This window comes from Streptomyces pristinaespiralis (genome assembly GCF_001278075.1).
Classification (GTDB): domain Bacteria; phylum Actinomycetota; class Actinomycetes; order Streptomycetales; family Streptomycetaceae; genus Streptomyces; species Streptomyces pristinaespiralis.
On sequence record NZ_CP011340.1, the window covers coordinates 433,140 to 448,855 of the forward strand.

The 15,716-nt window shown below is 71.0% G+C and carries 18 protein-coding genes; 8 read left to right on the forward strand and 10 right to left on the reverse strand.

Annotated features, from left to right (window positions below; translation table 11 throughout):
* Positions 1–156: 156 nt before the first annotated feature.
* On the forward strand, positions 157–402 hold the full coding sequence (locus SPRI_RS38375) for a hypothetical protein (RefSeq protein WP_005307351.1): 246 nt from the start codon (positions 157–159) through the stop codon (positions 400–402).
* Complete coding sequence (locus SPRI_RS01615) at positions 392–934, forward strand: hypothetical protein (protein ID WP_037775717.1); 543 nt, start codon at positions 392–394, stop codon at positions 932–934. Before SPRI_RS38375 ends, SPRI_RS01615 begins: the two co-directional genes overlap by 11 nt.
* A gap of 208 nt (positions 935–1,142) precedes the next feature.
* On the opposite strand, the gene SPRI_RS01620 is transcribed toward SPRI_RS01615, so the two are convergent.
* The 3 genes from SPRI_RS01620 to SPRI_RS01630 form a co-directional block, all read right to left on the reverse strand.
* A complete protein-coding gene (locus SPRI_RS01620; protein WP_005307357.1) occupies positions 1,143–1,529 on the reverse strand; it encodes a VOC family protein in 387 nt (128 codons plus the stop codon).
* 119 nt (positions 1,530–1,648) lie between these two features.
* Entirely contained in the window at positions 1,649–3,082 is a 1,434-nt protein-coding gene (locus tag SPRI_RS01625) for an amino acid permease (protein ID WP_037772903.1), read from the reverse strand.
* A 233-nt stretch (positions 3,083–3,315) separates the two neighbouring features.
* On the reverse strand, positions 3,316–4,305 hold the full coding sequence (locus tag SPRI_RS01630) for an aldo/keto reductase (RefSeq protein WP_005307363.1): 990 nt from the start codon (positions 4,303–4,305) through the stop codon (positions 3,316–3,318).
* Positions 4,306–4,769: 464 nt separating this feature from the next.
* On the opposite strand from SPRI_RS01630, the gene SPRI_RS01635 reads away from it, so the two are divergent.
* Positions 4,770–5,600, forward strand: a complete 831-nt coding sequence (locus tag SPRI_RS01635; RefSeq protein ID WP_005307365.1) for a DUF427 domain-containing protein — start codon at positions 4,770–4,772, stop codon at positions 5,598–5,600.
* Positions 5,601–5,723: 123 nt separating this feature from the next.
* Here the strand turns inward: SPRI_RS01635 and SPRI_RS01640 are convergent, their stop codons facing one another.
* Positions 5,724–6,512, reverse strand: a complete 789-nt coding sequence (locus SPRI_RS01640; protein ID WP_037772906.1) for a CAP domain-containing protein — start codon at positions 6,510–6,512, stop codon at positions 5,724–5,726.
* A gap of 813 nt (positions 6,513–7,325) precedes the next feature.
* Here SPRI_RS01640 and SPRI_RS01645 point away from each other — a divergent pair.
* Positions 7,326–7,937, forward strand: coding sequence for a hypothetical protein (locus tag SPRI_RS01645; RefSeq protein WP_005307371.1), 612 nt, complete (start codon positions 7,326–7,328; stop codon positions 7,935–7,937).
* Between the two features lie 300 nt (positions 7,938–8,237).
* On the opposite strand, the gene SPRI_RS37775 is transcribed toward SPRI_RS01645, so the two are convergent.
* Together SPRI_RS37775 and SPRI_RS37780 are read right to left on the reverse strand one after the other, a co-directional pair.
* Positions 8,238–8,663 carry a peptidase inhibitor family I36 protein gene (locus SPRI_RS37775; RefSeq protein ID WP_050791380.1) on the reverse strand — a complete coding sequence of 142 codons (426 nt, stop codon included), beginning with the start codon at positions 8,661–8,663 and terminating at the stop codon, positions 8,238–8,240.
* Positions 8,594–8,851, reverse strand: coding sequence for a hypothetical protein (locus tag SPRI_RS37780; RefSeq protein ID WP_050791381.1), 258 nt, complete (start codon positions 8,849–8,851; stop codon positions 8,594–8,596). Before SPRI_RS37780 ends, SPRI_RS37775 begins: the two co-directional genes overlap by 70 nt.
* 27 nt (positions 8,852–8,878) lie before the next feature.
* Here SPRI_RS37780 and SPRI_RS38380 point away from each other — a divergent pair, with 27 nt between their 5' ends.
* Both SPRI_RS38380 and SPRI_RS01660 read left to right on the forward strand, forming a co-directional pair.
* Positions 8,879–9,091, forward strand: coding sequence for a hypothetical protein (locus SPRI_RS38380; RefSeq protein ID WP_005307375.1), 213 nt, complete (start codon positions 8,879–8,881; stop codon positions 9,089–9,091).
* Between the two features lie 217 nt (positions 9,092–9,308).
* Positions 9,309–9,707: a DnaJ family domain-containing protein gene (locus SPRI_RS01660; protein ID WP_053556652.1), complete on the forward strand. Its 399-nt coding sequence runs from the start codon at positions 9,309–9,311 to the stop codon at positions 9,705–9,707.
* 78 nt (positions 9,708–9,785) lie between these two features.
* Here SPRI_RS01660 and tgmB read toward each other — a convergent pair whose 3' ends face one another.
* Together tgmB and tgmA are read right to left on the reverse strand one after the other, a co-directional pair.
* Positions 9,786–10,715, reverse strand: a complete 930-nt coding sequence (gene tgmB / locus SPRI_RS01665) for an ATP-grasp ribosomal peptide maturase (RefSeq protein ID WP_005307381.1) — start codon at positions 10,713–10,715, stop codon at positions 9,786–9,788.
* Between the two features lie 12 nt (positions 10,716–10,727).
* Positions 10,728–10,919 (reverse strand): putative ATP-grasp-modified RiPP, encoded by a 192-nt coding sequence (tgmA, locus tag SPRI_RS01670; protein WP_005307383.1) that lies wholly within the window; start codon positions 10,917–10,919, stop codon positions 10,728–10,730.
* Between the two features lie 401 nt (positions 10,920–11,320).
* Between tgmA and SPRI_RS01675 the strand changes: the two genes are divergently transcribed.
* On the forward strand, positions 11,321–11,734 hold the full coding sequence (locus tag SPRI_RS01675) for an SRPBCC family protein (RefSeq protein ID WP_005307386.1): 414 nt from the start codon (positions 11,321–11,323) through the stop codon (positions 11,732–11,734).
* A gap of 40 nt (positions 11,735–11,774) precedes the next feature.
* Here the strand turns inward: SPRI_RS01675 and SPRI_RS01680 are convergent, their stop codons facing one another.
* Together SPRI_RS01680 and SPRI_RS01685 are read right to left on the reverse strand one after the other, a co-directional pair.
* The gene (locus tag SPRI_RS01680) at positions 11,775–13,409 is read right to left on the reverse strand and encodes a glycerol-3-phosphate dehydrogenase/oxidase (RefSeq protein ID WP_078951201.1); all 1,635 of its coding nucleotides are present in this window, start codon (positions 13,407–13,409) and stop codon (positions 11,775–11,777) included.
* Positions 13,406–14,005, reverse strand: coding sequence for a TetR/AcrR family transcriptional regulator (locus SPRI_RS01685; RefSeq protein ID WP_005307398.1), 600 nt, complete (start codon positions 14,003–14,005; stop codon positions 13,406–13,408). Before SPRI_RS01685 ends, SPRI_RS01680 begins: the two co-directional genes overlap by 4 nt.
* A gap of 85 nt (positions 14,006–14,090) precedes the next feature.
* On the opposite strand from SPRI_RS01685, the gene SPRI_RS01690 reads away from it, so the two are divergent.
* On the forward strand, positions 14,091–15,689 hold the full coding sequence (locus SPRI_RS01690) for an FAD-binding oxidoreductase (RefSeq protein ID WP_005307401.1): 1,599 nt from the start codon (positions 14,091–14,093) through the stop codon (positions 15,687–15,689).
* The last annotated feature ends 27 nt before the right edge of the window (positions 15,690–15,716 follow it).

Genomic DNA, 15,716 nt, shown 5'->3' on the forward strand with positions numbered 1-15,716 from the left:
GAGGGAACGACCGCTGGGGTGATGTTGCTCCTCCCCAGGAGGTCCGGACCTCCCCGGTCTCCCGATTCACCGGTTCGGACCGTTTGAATGGCCACCTCGACCACCGTGGGTTTCCCTTGAGTTGGACCGCAACAACGTTCGAGTGGGAGGTGGCCGATGTACAACATGTGCGCCGAGCACGTAGCGACGGAGACCGGCACCGGCCTCCTGTGGCATGCCGTCGACGCCAACGGCAATGCCTTGTGCGCGCGGATCTTCAGCGCGGCACCGACACCGGACGGAGCCTGCGACCGTGAGGGCTACTGCAGCAGCTGCATGAACGCCGTGGCCGACGCGGTTCGCTCCTCTGCTGCCGCGGATCCTCGCGCCCCGGTCGGTGGTGGCCATCCGCATGGCCAGTGACGCCGCCCGGCAACCGCGCCGGCAGGGGCTCCTGCTGATCCCACGCTGGCGCGAGTCGGCGACCCGGCACCTCACGCCCACGAAGAGATCGCTGATCGTGACGTGGATCGCGTTCGGCGTCACTTGGGGAACGGTGCGGACCATCACCCACGGCATCCGCGGCGGCTGGCTGCCGTGGGGGAACATTTCCGCCAGGGGCCGGCACCTGCACCACTACAACATCGGCATCGCGACCCTCGCGGTCATCGGGATCATCGCCGTGCGCGGCGACGACCGTGCCGTCGCCCACCCCGCCATCGCCGTCTCGTACGGCGCGGGAACCGCCCTCATCGCCGATGAATTCGCCCTGCTCCTCGATCTGCAGGACGTCTACTGGGCAAGGCAAGGACGCCTCAGCGTGGATGTCTCCCTCGGCATCCTCTCCGCACTCGGCGCCTACCTGACGGCCGTGCCGTTCTGGCACGAGTGCGCTCGGGTGACCCGCCACCACCTGGCCTCCGCCGCCAGGCGGAACCTGACACCCACCGGCTGAGCTGCCCGCCCCGGGCCACCGTTGCGCCGACGGTGATCGGCCGGCGGGGGCCGTTCGACGGTGTGCCGGGAGGGCCCGGGTCAGGTGTGAACCGCGCGGCTTGCCCGTTCGAGGGCGGTCCGCGCCTCGCGCACGGTTCTGTGCACGATCTCGCGGCCACGGCCGGCTCGGCCCTCTGGGGCCGTTCGCGGTGCGCGGTGCCGCGCCGTCAGGGGCGGCGGCTCGAAAGGACGCAGAACTCGTTCCCCTCCGGGTCGGTCAGTACGACCCAGCTCTCGTCGCCCTGGCCGACGTCGGCGTGCCGGGCACCCAGGTCGAGCAGGCGACGGACCTCTTCGTCCTGCTCCCTGTCGGTCGGGTTGACGTCGATGTGGAGCCTGTTCTTGACGGTCTTGCCCTCGGGCACTCGCGCGAACGTCAGCACCGGTGGCACCGGACCGCGGTGGTTCTCGCCGTCGGGTGCCGCAGAGGGGCCGATGGTGACGATCCCGTCGTCCTGGTCCCGCACCTCGTAGTCGAGGACCGAGCACCAGAAACGGGCGAGCGCGGCAGGATCGGCACAGTCGATCGCGAGCTCGGTGAACCTACTGGCCATGTCAGGACCTCCCGGTCAAGTGACGTGTCGGGCAAGGGCACATGTCAGCGTACGGCGGGACCACATGCGCGCACCGAGGGCGTGACGCCGCACCCGCAGGTGCGGCGTCACCCGTCACGTCACTGCTCCTTCGTCGCGCCGCCCTCGCTCTCCCTGGCCAGGTTCGAGTTCCGGTACGAGTACGCGAAGTAGATCACCAGGCCGATCACGAGCCATACCGCGAACCGCAGCCAGGTCTGCCATGCGAGGAACGTGATCAGCCAGAGCGAGAACGCGACTCCGATCGCCGGCACGAAGGGCATCCCGGGGCAGCGGAACTGCCGCGGCAGCTCCGGCTGCCGGTAGCGCAGCACGATCACGGCGATGCACACCACGACGAACGCGAGGAGGATGCCGATGTTCGTGAGCTCCGCGGCCTCTCCGATCGGCAGGAATCCGGCGATCAGCGCCGAGCCCACCCCGACGATCCACGTCACACGCACCGGCACGTGCCGTGTCGGATGCGTCTTCGCGAACCACTTCGGCAGCAGCCCGTCTCGGCTCATGGAGAACCACACCCGGGTCACCCCCAGCATGAAGGTGAACATCACGGTGAGGATGCCGATGATCGCGCCCACCGCGATGAGGTTCGCGAGACCGGGCAGCCCCACCGACTCGAAGGCCGTGGAGAATCCGCTCTCCGGGTCGACCTCCGAGTAGTTCTGCATGCCCGTCAGAACCAGGCAGGCGAGCACGTACAGCACCATCGAGATCGCCAGCGAGTACATGATCGCCTTCGGCATGTGGCGCTGGGCGTCCTTGGACTCCTCCGCCGCCGTCGACATGGCGTCGTACCCGAACACCGCGAAGAAGACGGTCGCCGCGCCCGTGAACGCCCCGCCGACTCCGTACGGGAAGAACGGGTTGTAGTTGGAGGTGTCGATGTGGAAGAAGCCGACCACGATCACCAGCAGGACGACGAGGACCTTCAGGACCACGACGACCGTCTCGAACCGGGCCGCGTTCTTGATGCCGAGAGTGAGCAGGTAGGCGGTGAACAGGCACAGGATCACCGCGAACAGGTCCACCTGACGCCCTTCGCCCGTGCCCGGCGCGCCCAGCATCCACACGGGCAGGTCCACGCCCAGCGCCCCCAGGAGGAAGCCGAAGTAGCCCGAGATCCCGATGGCCACGACCGCCACGATCGCCGTGTACTCCAGCAGCAGGTCCCAGCCGATGAACCAGCCCGCCAGCTCGCCGAGCACGGCATAGCCGTAGGTGTAGGCCGAACCCGCCTTCGGGATCATGCCCGCGAACTCGGCGTAAGAGAAGGCCGCGGCCGCGCTCGCCACGCCCGCGATCAGGAACGAGACGAGCACCGCGGGCCCCGCCGTACCGTTCGCGACCGCGCCGGCGAGGGCGAAGATCCCGGCGCCGATGATGCCGCCGACACCGATGGCCGTCAGCTGCCCGAGACCGAGCGATCTGGTGAGCTGCTCGCTCGGAGCGCCTTCTTCGATCTGTTCGATGGGCTTACGGCGCAGTACGCCCTGCCTCATCCGGAGCCCTGCCATGAGTTCACCTCTTCGCAGACTTCTGTCGGCCGGTGGCGGCTCATGATGACCCAGGTCGGACGGTGGCGGAAGAAGACATGCGGTGCCGCCGAGGTGACAGTTCCGAGGAGGTTCGCCCAAAGACCACCGTCCCGGCCGGCGCCCGCCCTGGGGTGGGCCTGTCAGGGCCTCGGGTCCCTCGGGTCTGTCGTTCGGATCAGGCCGGAGCCCGGCAAGATCCGAACGAGAGGCCCCTAGATGTCCACGGCCGCCATCCCGGCCTCGTCGTAGCGCTCGCCGGCCGGCTCGGGGAGCTCGGCGGCGATGCGTGCGAGATCGTCCTCGGTCAGTTCGACCTCCGTCGCGGCGGCGTTCTGCTCGAGGTAGGTGCGGCGCTTGGTGCCCGGGATCGGGACCAGGTCGTCGCCCTGTGCCAGCACCCAGGCGATCGCGAGCTGCGCCGCCGTGACACCCTTCTCCGCGGCGATCTCCTTCACCTTCTCGGCGAGCGTGAGGTTCGTCTTGAGGTTGTCGCCGGTGAAGCGCGGGCCGCTGCGCCTGAAGTCCCCCTCGTCGAGCTCCTCCGGAGAGGAGAACCGGCCTGCCAGGAAACCGCGGCCGAGCGGCGAGTAGGGGACGAACCCGACCCCGAGCTCACGGCACGTGGGCAGCACCTCGGCCTCCGGGTCGCGGGTCCACAGCGAGTACTCGGTCTGGACCGCCGTGATCGGGTGGACGGCGTTCGCGCGGCGGATCGTCTCCGCCCCCGCCTCGCTCAGGCCGATGTGGCGTACCTTGCCCTCCGCGACGAGCTCCGCCATGGCACCGACGGTCTCCTCGATGGGTACGCGGGGGTCGACACGGTGCTGGTAGTACAGGTCGATGTAGTCCGTGCCGAGCCGTTCGAGTGAGCCGTGCACCGAGCTGCGTACGTGTTCGGCCGAACCGTCCTGCCGCCCGACGGTGCTCATGTCGCCCGGGACGGCGTCGTCCATCCGGTAGTTGAACTTCGTCGCGATCACGTACTCGTCCCGGTGTCCCCGGACCGCGCGTCCGACGAGCGTCTCGTTCGTGAGCGGGCCGTACATCTGCGCGGTGTCGAGGAAGGTGACGCCGATCTCGAGTGCGCGCCGGATGGTCCGGATGCCCTCGTCCTCGTCCGTGGAGCCGTAGAAGGCGGACATCCCCATGCAGCCGAGACCGATGGCGGACACCTCAAGGTCACGAAGCGTGCGCTGTTCCATGTGCGTACAAGCCCTTCCTTGCAGTTCGATCTTCGGTTCGGTGGCGGCGAAGCTCGCCGCGCGCCCGTCGGCGCGTCCTCCCCCACGGCGCGCGAGGCCGCACGGCCGCCGCCCCGTCGTCTCCCGCCCCGCATACCCAGGGAGCCGCAGATCGCGTGGATCGGCACCTCGGGGCCCTGGCCCTGGCCCGGGATCCCTGGCGTGAGGCTCGGCGCGGAGGCAGGGGAAGCGCGGCGCACCTTCTCGGTGGGCCGTGCCATGCACGCTAGGTCTTGGCGTGCACTCGAAGTCAAGGACCCGTGCGGCGGCGTCGCGTGGTGGCGCCGGGCCGCGAAGGCTGCGGCGAGGAGTTTGCGGGCGGCCGGGATCCGGAGCAGCGTGGACATGGGATGAGGCGCGGCACCGCGGTGCCGAGGGCTCACGACCGCCGGCGGGCCACTGCCGGGACGAGGAGGGAGTAAGCGATGACCACACCCGATGAGGGCGCGCGATCCGTGCCGGTCGTGGGCCGTCGGTACGACACGATCGAGAGCGTGGTCTGGGAGCCGAGCGAACGCTGGGTGCGCGCCATGAAGGGGGAGGTCAAGGTCGTGGACAGCCGGCGACCGGTGCTCGTGTGGGAGCCCGGCCGCCCCGTACCCCTGTACGCCTTTCCGGCCGACGACGTGCGCATGGATCTGCTGCGCGCGACCGCACGGCCGGCCAACCCCCGCCGTCATGCGGGCGCGACGCTCTTCTACGACCTGGTGCTCGCCGACGGGACGGTCCCGGCGGCGGCATGGACCTACCCCGGTGAGGAGCTGGCGGATCACGTCAGTTTCGAGTGGTTCGGGCGGGACGTGCTCGACCACTGGTACGAGGAGGACGAGGAGATCTTCGTCCACCCCCGTGATCCTCATAAGCGGGTGGACGCGCTGCCCAGCAGCCGGCACGTGCAGGTGGAGATCGAGGGCACTGTGGTGGCGGACACGCGCACGCCTGTCCTGCTGTTCGAGACGGATCTGCCGGTGCGCTACTACTTCCCGCGCGAGGACGTCCGCCTCGACCTCTTCACCCCGACCGGTTCGCACACCCGCTGCCCGTACAAGGGTGTGGCGACGGACTACTGGTCGTGGGCGGGCAGCGGCGACGTACGGCCCGACATCGCCTGGAGCTACCCCGATCCACTGCCCTCCGTGGGGATCATCAAGGACCGGGTGGCCTTCTACAACGAGTCCGTCGACATCGTCGTGGACGGCGAGCGTCAACAGCGCCCTGTCTCGTTCTTCAGCACACCGTCACGTGGGACGCCCTGAGACGGGGGCGGGACGCCGGGCAGGGTAGCGCGGGGTGATCGCCGGGCCGTGGACGTGCGAGGCCACCGCCGCTGGAACGCGGCAGCGGCCTCGCGATGTCACTCCGGTCTTGCGCAGTGCCGCCTATGAAGCCGTGCCGAAGTCCTGCGTCCAGTAGTTGTCGGGCTGTGCGAGGCCGACGCCGATCTCCTTGAACCCGCAGTCGAGGATGTTGCGCTTGTGGCCGGGGCTGGCCATCCAGGCCGCCATGACGCTCTCGGGGGTCGCGTAGCCGTAGGCGACGTTCTCGCCGTATGTGCTCCAGGTATATCCGGCACGCGTGATGCGGGCGCCCGGGTCGGATCCGTCGGAGCCCGTGTGGGACATGTTCCGGTGGGCCGCCATGTCCTCGCTGTGAGCCTGCGCGGCCTTGCTCAACTTCGCGTTCAACGTCACCGGGGAGCATCCGGCCTTGCCGCGCTCATTGTTGACGAGCGCTACGACGCGGGCGACATCGCCGGACGCCGGTGCCGTCGTGGAGGGCGCGGTCGGCTTCGGTGCCACCGGCTTGGGCGCGGTCGGCTTCGGCGTGGTCGGCTTGGGCACGGTCGGCTTCGGTGCCACCGGTTTGGGCGGGGTCGGCTTGGGCGCGGTCGGCTTCCGGGTGCTCGGCGGCGTGGTAGGCGTCCGCGTCTGCACCTCGGGCCGGGTCGACTCTCGGTCCCACTTGCCTGCGTCCCACCGCCGGTCGGACTCGTCCCGGTCCCATTGCCGGTCGGAATGTGCATTCTCCCACCGGCCGTGGGACCGGCTGTCCTGGCTCCCCTGCGGGTCCATACAGGCCATGGCGGCAGAGGGCACGCCCACGGCGGCCACGGCGAGGGCGGCGATGGTTATTTTCCGGTAGTGCGTCGTTCTGCGGTGCTTGCTCATGTGTGACCTCGATTGTCATCGCGGAGCGCCACCGAGATCTGTTGGCCCGGCCCGTCTGTGTGCGACCTGCGGCGGCGCCGTTTGCGGGGCGGCCATTGTCGGGACCGTCGCGCACGGAGGGCAACGAGCGCCTTCTACTACCGCGGTTCGTAGGCTCCAGCCGTCCCTTGCCAGGGGCGCACGAGCGTGCTGGCCCGCACGCGGAGTCTCCCAGGGCCGTGTGACGCCCCGCCAAAATCCCTTCACCGACGCAAAGGTGGGCACCTGCGCCAAGCTGGCCGAAGACCATCGCACACGGTGGGCGCTATACCCCTACCAAATGGACAATTAGCGCTATGTCACCGGGGGTGGCATCTACTATCGACCGTCCTGATACCGGAAACGACTGTGGCAGATGTCACGGAACCATCAATTCCGCTTCACTCCGACCGGCCGCTTCACCCCGCCGGGCCGGAGCGTTCCCGTTCGCAACAGGACCGCGCGACATGAACCGCCACAGCCTGATCCGCGGAGCCGGGCGCCGCTGACGCGGCAGCGGCGCCACCATCGGCTCGAACGCACGGGGGCGGAGACGCGTCAGGTCACATCCGGAAGCCGCTCGCTCCGTGGGGCATCGCAACCCGTGGACACCTGCCGATCGCGCGCCCGGCGGGGGCGGGGCCCGGCAGCTGACAGCAGACGATTCCGCACCTGCTCCGGCGGTGTGATTGGTCCGTTCGTATCCGCCGGGGTGCGCGTGGTGCGGTGGGCGGTGACGGTGGTGCGAGCGCCGGTCGAACGCCGGTGCTTGGTGCTGTGTGAGGGAGTCACATGATGTCGCAACGCAATACCGTCGTCCGCAGTCTGCACGACCTGGGGCTGGCAGCCTGGTTCGGCGGTTCTCTGATGGGAGCGGTCGGGTTGAACGGGGCGGCCTCGGCGGAGGGCGGTCCGGGGCAGGAGGCCGCGCGGTTCGCCAGTGCGGGCTGGGCCAAGTGGGTGCCGGTCAACGCCGCGGCGATCGGGGCCCATCTGGTCGGCGGCAGCGGGTTGCTGGCCGTGAACGCTCCCCGGGTCGCGGGCCAGCAGGGAGTGGCGGTCTCCACACTGGCCAAGACGGTGCTGACCGGTGCCGCGCTGGCCGCCACCGCCTACAGTCGCGTTCTGGGCAAGAAGATCGAACTGGCCTCGTCCGATGACCCCAAGGACATCGAGAAGGCCTCCCGCCACCCCGTCGACACCGTCAAGGCCCAGCAGCAGCTGCAGCGCATGCAGTGGGTGGTTCCCGCTCTGACCGGCGGCCTGGTGATCCTCAACGCCCTGCACGGCGAACAGCAGCGCGCTGACCAGCAGGCGTACGGGATGTGGCAGCGGGCGCGGTCCATGGGCCCGGCCCTGATGCACTCCGGATTCCACGGGTTCGGCAATCATGGGACGCGGTGCTGACGAACCACCTGTCGGACGCCGGTGGCCATGCCCATGAGTACGGGGTCCGACCCGCCTCGTGCGGTCTCCGCCCGACGGATCGACGGCCCCACCGCCGCCCCGGCTGTGCCCGGGGCGGCACAACGTGGCGTGAGCGCCCCGTGCGCAGGCCCGGACCAGGTGACAGGCCCGGACCCGGTTGATGTGGGCCGGCGGTGCGTGCGGAGCACGGCGGTGGAGCTCTTCCCGGGACCGTCGGTCGGCGTCTGCGCGTCGGTCGCCGCCCGGGCAGGGCGGAGGGTGCCCGTCACCGGCGGTCGGTCAGAACTGCTTGGCCCACACATGCGCGTCGCCGCGGTCGTTGGCGTCGGCGTTGTGGGCGACCTCCTGGCCCGGGGCCAGGCAGATCGTCCGCTCGCCGCCGTCCGACGGCCACTGGATGGCCTCCGCGTGGACGATGACGTGGTCCTTGATGCCCGGCCCCGAGATGCCGTGGTTGGCCCATGACGAGTCCTCGTCGGCGATCCAGCTCTCCCACCATTCGTCGTCCCCGGACGAGGCGAACACCTTGCCCTCTGGGTCGGTGAAGTTGACGTCGCGCCAGACGCAGAGCGATCCGCTCGGGCACGGCGCGGCGTTCGCCGTGGCCGGTACGGCGAGGACGCTGCCTGCGGCGATCAGGACGGCGGAAAGCCGGGCGAGCAGTCGGTGGGCCGGCTGCTCCGGACGCCGTCCAGCTTGTCCCACCACTCCCAGTACGACGCGTAGTCGCCGCCGTGGACCGTCCGGTACAGGCAACCGCCGCCTGCCGGGAAGTGGAGGGCGTGGAAGGTCTCCTGGCTCTGGTTGCTGAACGACTTCGCGTGCCGCTTGACGTGGGGCGCGGCCTCGGCGACGCCTGTGCCGTTGTAGCACCAGCCACCGCCGGGGCCCATCTCGTCCGGCTCGGGCCAGAAGCAGACGTGTCCCAGCGGGCCGATTCGACGGCGGGCGGCGTACGGGCGGGGCCGGTCTCGGCGGCCGGGGTGGCGGCGGCGCAGACGACGGCGGTCGACAAGGCGGCGGCTCGCAGGCGCACGCAGGCGTCCTCGCAGTGCGGTGAACGGTGGTTGCGGCTGCAGCCTCCCACGCCGCAACCACGGGCCGCATTCAAGATCACCCGTGACGGCGAGTAGTCATACCGGCTCGGCCCTGTGCGCCGGAAAGGCCCATGGCAGGCGGAGCCGACGGAAGCGAAGCTTGCAGGTCAGCATGCCTGCGGCCCCGGCGGTCCCGGGCCCGCGGCCATGCCGGCAGGTCCGCGGAACATGCCCGGCGTGGGAGGCCGGTGAGACCCGGCCGGGCTCGGGGGCAGGAGCTCCCCGGCAGGGGGCGCGACGTACGCTGGAACGCATGACCGAGCGCAAACCGCCAGGCGTCAGCTTCGAATCCTGGGTCGACAAGCAGATCCGCGAGGCCACCGAGCGTGGCGAGTTCAGCGATCTGCCCGGGTTCGGCCGGCCGCTCCCCACCACCGGCGACACCTATGACGAGATGTGGTGGATCAAGGGGAAGATGCAGCGTGAAGGGCTCGGCTTCCTGCCGCCGACACTCGCCCTGCGCAAAGAGGCGGAAGAGGCCCTGGACAAGATCGGACGGGCGCCGTCGGAGGCCGTCGTGCGGCGCGTCGTCGAGGACATCAACCGGAAGATCGCGGCAGCGATCCGCCGGCCGCCGCCCGGACCGCCCCTCGGGCTGAAGCCGTACGACGTGGAAGCCGTCGTCGAGGATTGGCGACGCGGCCGCACCTGAACCGGGCTGCCGCACCCTCACCCCCGTACAGCCGCACCCTGCGAACGCGGAGCGGCCGCCCTCGGCCTGCCCTGCCGATCACGCCGGCTCGGCACCGAGCCACGACGCGACCGCCCGTGCGATCGGCAGCCCCGTCTCCAGCTCCACGAAACCGAACTGCCCGCCCTGGTTGCACTCGAGGAACCACCACGTGCCTGTCGAGTCCTCCGCGAAGTCGAAGGCGCCATAGGCGAGTTCGGTCTGCTTCTTGTACGCCTCGACGGCCCTGGCCACCTGGGCCGGCACCTCCACCGGCTCCCACTCGTGGCCGGTGTCCCCGTAACGGCCGTCGACCTGGCCCGGCTCCGCGGCCTTGCGGGCGGCGAAGTGCTGGTCCCCCACACTGGTCAGCCGGATGTCGGCGCGCTTGGCGACATAGCGTTGCAGCAGTGTCGGCGCCGCCGCCACACCGGAGAAGTCGGCGTCCGGCGGCACGAGCGTGGTCGGCAGCGCCATCGGCGGATCCCCCGGCGACTTCCCGGACACCGACTTCACGACGACGTTGCGGTACTGGTCCGCGAACTGACGTGCCATCGACGGATGGGTCGTCAGCAGTGTGGCCGGCACCGGGAAACCGCTCTGGTGGGCGACGCGCAACTGCCACGGTTTGCGCCGGGCCTTGGCCGCGGCGCTGGGATGGTTCATCCACCGCGCGTCCGTGCAGTCGAGCATTCCGTACAGGGCGTGTGCGGTCTCGACGCTCAGCCATTCGGACGGTTCCGCGGCGTGTGCCGCCGGTTCACCGGGCCTGCGGATCCAGACGGACCGCAGGCCCTGCATGCTCGCCACACGACCGCCGATCGACAGATATCCGCGGAATTCCCCGCGTACGTACTCCGCGGACAGAGCCCCCGTGCCAGGGAGGTCGGCGGGGTCGAACCGGACGAGCGGGACGCCCTGTTCGTGCAGTTCCGCCACGACCATGTCAGCGGTGACGTCCGCCTCGCACGTGAGTACCAGCACTGTCACGACGCACGCCGGTCAGTCGTCGAAGTGGGTCGCGGAGCCGGCCTTGGAGGTCGTCGTCCCGGCGACGGCGAGCAGACCGCGGTCCATGATGGCGGGTCTGCCGTCGGGCAGAACGTTCAACTGCAAGGCGGCGTCGTACGCATAGGGGGCGATGCCCGTGCTCGGCTCTGCCGGGCGTGCGAAGTTCCACGCGAACGGTTTCATGTCTTTTCCTCCCCTGCCCGTGCGCGCCTGCCCGGGCTCCTCATGTGACAGTACGTGTTTACGAAGTAATGGTTTCATTACGCACCGTGACAATATGAACGCTGTTTCTCTTCGGCTTCCCCCATCCGGGACCACCGGACCACAGCTCCGCGGCGGCACCCCCACCGCCCGCTTCACTGCTGTCCGCTGCCTTCCGGCGCCGTCAAGACAGACGCACCATCAGCCCCACAGGTTTCACACCATGGCTCCAACGTGACGGAGGCGACACTCCAAACCTCCTCGATCCAGGACATCCCGGCGAACGGGTGGGCCGGCCGGCATCGAAGCTTCAAGTCACGCCGTCGGGGCAAGCGTTCGTCCAGGATTCCGTTTTCCCCGGATCGGCAAGGATTGGCGCACTGATGAGCGAATATGAGCGTTCTCACACGATGCCCGCTCTCCCCGAGCATGTCTACGACCAGGCTGCCCAGGTGGACCAGCTCGACAGCTGGCTCCCCGAGGCCCTGCACGTCAGGGCCGAGGAACTGCCGGCGGTCACCGTGCACGAGGACCGCACGGACGAGGACATGCCCGCGCTGCTGAAGGCGGAGAAGGACCAGATGCGGGTCGAGTGGGGAACGCGGAACGGGGGCGCCTACGCCGGATGGCTCCAGGTCGCCGGAATCGGCTCCGGTGCCAGCGAGGTCACCGTCCACCTGTCGTTCTTCGACGAGTCGCACGACCCCGGGGAGCAGGCCGTGAACGACGCCCTCGACCAGAGCCTGCGGCGGCTCGAGGAGCAGGTGCGGATCAGGGTCGAAGGCGCCGCCGGCTGAGAAGGGCCCGGTGCCGCTCGGCGGGCTGGAGCGGGACGGGTCAGGACGAGCAGTGCTCCAGCGCCTCGTGGGCCGCTTCCTGCGCCGCCCGGCGGTCCGCGTCGACGAGGCCGATGCGGGTGCGCCGGTCCAGCAGGTCCGACGCGTCGAGGGCGCCCTCGTGCCGTACCGCCCAGACCAGTTCGGCCCGGGTGACGGGGTGGCCCGGCACTGCGGGCGCGGCGAGGGCCGGGTCGGCGAGGCCGAGGGCGTGCACAGCCGGTGCCTCCACGCCGTAGCGGCGGACCAGGCGCCGGGGCGCGTCGAGCCTGGCGAGCACCCCGGCCGGGGCCGCCCCGACGAGCGGAAGGGCGGCCGTGCGGCTGGGCCCCGCGCTCACGCCGCCCGCGACGAGTGCCGCGTCCACGGCGTCCTCGGCCATGCGGCGGTAGGTGGTGAGCTTGCCCCCGACGACGGTGACGACGCCGTCGGCCGAAGTGAGGACCGCGTGCCTGCGGGAGATGTCGGCCGTCCTGCCGGGCCCGGCCGGGCCGTCGGGGCCCGCCGCCGCGCCGGTGTCCAGGAGCGGCCGCAGGCCGGCGAAGGCGCCGACCACGTCGTCGCGGCTCAGGGGCACGTCGAGGGCCGAGCCGAGGACGTCGAGGAGGAAGCCGATGTCCGTCTCGGGCACGTCGGGCACGTCGGGTACCGGCCCTTCGACCGGTTCGTCGGTGAGTCCGACGTACACCCGGCCGTCGCCCTGGGGCAGGACGAGGACGAAGCGGTTGGACTCGCCGGGGATCGGGATGTGCATGCCCGCGGTGAGGCCGCCCAGGTCCTCCGAGCGCAGTACGAGGTGGGTGCCTCGGGAGGGGCGCAGCCGGACGTCGTCGACGAGGCCGCCCGCCCAGACGCCTGCGGCGTTGATGACGGTGCGGGCCCGGATGTCCAGTTCCTCGCCGGTGAGTTCGTCGCGGACGCGGGCGCCGGTCCCGGTCAGGGCGAGTGCGCGGGTCCGGGTGAGGATGTGGGCGCCGTGGGCGGCCGCGGTTCTGGCGACGGCGGTCACCAGGCGGGCGTCGTCGGTGAGTTGACCGTCCCAGGAGAGCAGGCCGCCGCGCAGCCCGGTCGGGCGCAGGACGGGCGCCATGTGCCGGGTCTCGACGGCGGAGAGCGTGCGGGGCGCGGGGAGGGTGGTGCGGGAGGTGCGGGCCGAGGCCCGCAGGAGGTCGCCGGCGCGCAGCCCCGCCCAGGTCACGGCGGCCTGGCCGCGGGAGACGAGAGGGGTGAGCGGCAGGACGAAGGGCTGAGGGCGGACGAGGTGGGGGGCCGTGCGTTCCATGAGGATGCCGCGTTCGACGGCGCTCTCGTGGGCCACGTCGAGGTGGCCGGTGGCGAGGTAGCGCAGGCCGCCGTGGATGAGCTTGGAGCTCCAGCGGGAGGTGCCGAAGGCAAGGTCGTGGGCGTCGATCGCGGCGACGGTGAGTCCGCGGGAGGCGGCGTCGAGGGCGGCCCCGGCGCCGGTGGCCCCGAGGCCGACGACGAGGACGTCGACGGTGGCGCCTTCGGCGAGCCGGGCCAGGTCGCGGCTGCGGCGGGCGGCGTTCAGGGACGCCGCCCGCGGTCCTTGGAGCGGGGGCCCGGCTGCCGCGCCGGCGGCACGGTCGGGGCGGCTCGATCGGCTCGGGCGGCTCATGGTGTGAGGGTCCTCTCCAGGATGGTCCGCAGTTCGTCGAGGAAGGCCGTGTCGGCGAGTTGGGGCTCGTCCTCCTCGGTCATGGTGCGCAGCGAGAGCGTGAAGGACTGCACGACGAGCAGCAGGGAGCGGGCTTGGCGGTCGGGGTGGGACCGGCGGACGGATCCGTCGGCGTGGCCCTCCGCCAGTCCGCCCGCGATGAGTCCCAGCAGCGCGTCCTGGCTCGCGCCGCGGCGGTCGAGGACGTACGGGAGCAGCAGCTCGGGGTCCACATCGATGATCTTGTGGAAGAGCGGGTGGGCGCGGAAGGCGGTGACGCCGGCGACCAGTCCCTCGACCAGCCTCTGTCGTGCGGATGCGCCGGGTTCCGGTTCGGGCATGGCGCCGACGGCGAGGGCGATCCACTCCCTGGTCATCAGGTCGCCGACGAGGGTGCGCACGTCGGGCCAGCGGCGGTACAGCGTCATGCGGGAGACGCCGGCGCGCCGTGCGATGTCGGTGAGGGTGGTCCGGCGTACGCCGACGGCCAGGACGCAGTCGCGTGCCGCGTCGAGGACGGCATCTCCGTCCGAGTGGTTGTGACGAATGGGCGTCATCTGTCACAGTGTAATGCCAGTGCAGGCCGCGCGGCAGTGCGCCCCGCGAAAGCCCCGCGTAACCGATGGTGAGGAAACAGCCCCAGTGGACATGTTGTGGAGCGGCTGGGGCGACCCGGCCAAGGCAGCCCCGCTGCCGGACACGGTGACCGGCCTGCTGCGCGATCTGCTCGGCGTGACACCCCGGGAGAGCGGCCCGGCCTCGCTCGAGGAGATCGACGTCCCGCCGTCCGGCCTGACCGCCGCCGCACGCGCGGCGCTCACGGACTGTGTGGGCGGGGACGCGTACGTACGTACCGACGCGGAGAGCCGGGTCCGCCACACCCGCGGGAAGTCCACGCCCGACCTGCTGCGCATCCGGGCCGGCGAGGTCGACGACATACCCGCGGCCGTCGTGCTGCCCGGCAGTCACGACGAGGTGACCGCTGTCCTGCGGGCATGCGCCGAGCACGCGGTGGCCGTCGTCCCCTTCGGCGGCGGCACCTCCGTCGTCGGCGGGCTCGCCCCCGAGGGCAAGCACTGCTTCGTCGCACTGGACCTGCGCCGGCTCGACGCGCTCGTCCGTGTCGACGAGATCTCCCGCACGGCCGTCCTGCAGTCCGGGATGCGCGCACCTCGCTGCGAGGAGCTGCTCGGTGAACTGGGCTGGACGCTCGGCCACTTCCCGCAGTCCTACGAGTGGGCCTCCGTCGGCGGTTTCGCCGCGGCCCGCTCCAGTGGCCAGGCCTCGGCCGGCTACGGCCGCTTCGACGAGATGGTTCTCGGTCTCACCCTCGCCACCCCGGAAGGGACCCTGGAGGTCGGGCGGGCCCCGCGCTCGGCGGCCGGCCCCGACCTGCGGCAGCTCGTGCTCGGCTCAGAGGGCGCGCTCGGGGTGATCACGTCCGTGACCGTACGCATCCGGCCGCTGCCCGAGACCCGGGTCTACGAGGGCTGGCGCTTCGCGTCCTTCGAGGCCGGCGCCGCGGCCCTGCGCAAGCTCGCCCAGGACGGCCCCCGTCCGACCGTGCTGCGCCTGTCGGACGAGACGGAGACCTTCGTGGGTCTGGCTCAGCCCGACCGGATCGGCAGCACGGAGGAGGGCGGTACGTCCGCCGGCTGCATGGCGATCGCCGGCTACGAGGGCACCGCACAGGACACCGCCGACCGGCGCTCGAAGGCCCGGGAGGTGCTGCTCGCCTGCGGTGGCGAGTACGTCGGCGAGGAGCCCGGCGAGCGCTGGGCCCACGGCCGTTACAACGCCCCCTACCTGCGCGATGCGCTGCTCGACGCGGGCGCTTTCGCGGAGACGCTGGAGACGGCGTGCTTCTGGTCCGCCCTGCCGGGGCTCTACGAGGCGGTGCGCCAGGCGCTCACCGTCACGCTGACCGAGGAGGGCACGCCTCCGCTGGTGATGTGCCACATCTCCCACGTGTACGAGAACGGCGCATCGCTGTACTTCACCGTGGTCAGCGCACAGGGTGACGACCCGGTGGCCCACTGGGCGCCGGCGAAGCGGGCTGCCAACGACGCGATCATCGCGGCCGGGGGCACCATCAGCCACCACCACGGCGTCGGCACCGACCACCGCGACTGGTACGCGCGGGAGATCGGCCCGGTCGGGGTCCGTATCCTTCAGGCCCTCAAGGCCGAACTCGACCCGGCCGGGACACTCAACCCCGGCGTCCTCATCCCCGTCCGCTGACCGGCCCCCTGCCTTCCGGAGGCGCAT

Bases quoted from the DNA above. Each gene is read 5' to 3' on its own strand.
- SPRI_RS01660 (WP_053556652.1), top strand. From the start codon at position 9,309: ATGACCGAGCGCAAACCGCCAGGCGTCAGCTTCGAATCCTGGGTCGAC.
- SPRI_RS01675 (WP_005307386.1), top strand. From the start codon at position 11,321: ATGAGCGAATATGAGCGTTCTCACACGATGCCCGCTCTCCCCGAGCAT.
- SPRI_RS38375 (WP_005307351.1), top strand. From the start codon at position 157: ATGTACAACATGTGCGCCGAGCACGTAGCGACGGAGACCGGCACCGGC.
- SPRI_RS01615 (WP_037775717.1), top strand. From the start codon at position 392: ATGGCCAGTGACGCCGCCCGGCAACCGCGCCGGCAGGGGCTCCTGCTG.
- SPRI_RS01645 (WP_005307371.1), top strand. From the start codon at position 7,326: ATGTCGCAACGCAATACCGTCGTCCGCAGTCTGCACGACCTGGGGCTG.
- SPRI_RS01640 (WP_037772906.1), bottom strand. From the start codon at position 6,512: ATGAGCAAGCACCGCAGAACGACGCACTACCGGAAAATAACCATCGCC.
- SPRI_RS01630 (WP_005307363.1), bottom strand. From the start codon at position 4,305: ATGGAACAGCGCACGCTTCGTGACCTTGAGGTGTCCGCCATCGGTCTC.
- SPRI_RS37780 (WP_050791381.1), bottom strand. From the start codon at position 8,851: ATGGGCCCCGGCGGTGGCTGGTGCTACAACGGCACAGGCGTCGCCGAG.
- SPRI_RS01625 (WP_037772903.1), bottom strand. From the start codon at position 3,082: ATGGCAGGGCTCCGGATGAGGCAGGGCGTACTGCGCCGTAAGCCCATC.
- tgmA (WP_005307383.1), bottom strand. From the start codon at position 10,919: ATGAAACCGTTCGCGTGGAACTTCGCACGCCCGGCAGAGCCGAGCACG.
- SPRI_RS01680 (WP_078951201.1), bottom strand. From the start codon at position 13,409: ATGAGCCGCCCGAGCCGATCGAGCCGCCCCGACCGTGCCGCCGGCGCG.
- SPRI_RS01620 (WP_005307357.1), bottom strand. From the start codon at position 1,529: ATGGCCAGTAGGTTCACCGAGCTCGCGATCGACTGTGCCGATCCTGCC.
- SPRI_RS01635 (WP_005307365.1), top strand. From the start codon at position 4,770: ATGACCACACCCGATGAGGGCGCGCGATCCGTGCCGGTCGTGGGCCGT.
- SPRI_RS01685 (WP_005307398.1), bottom strand. From the start codon at position 14,005: ATGACGCCCATTCGTCACAACCACTCGGACGGAGATGCCGTCCTCGAC.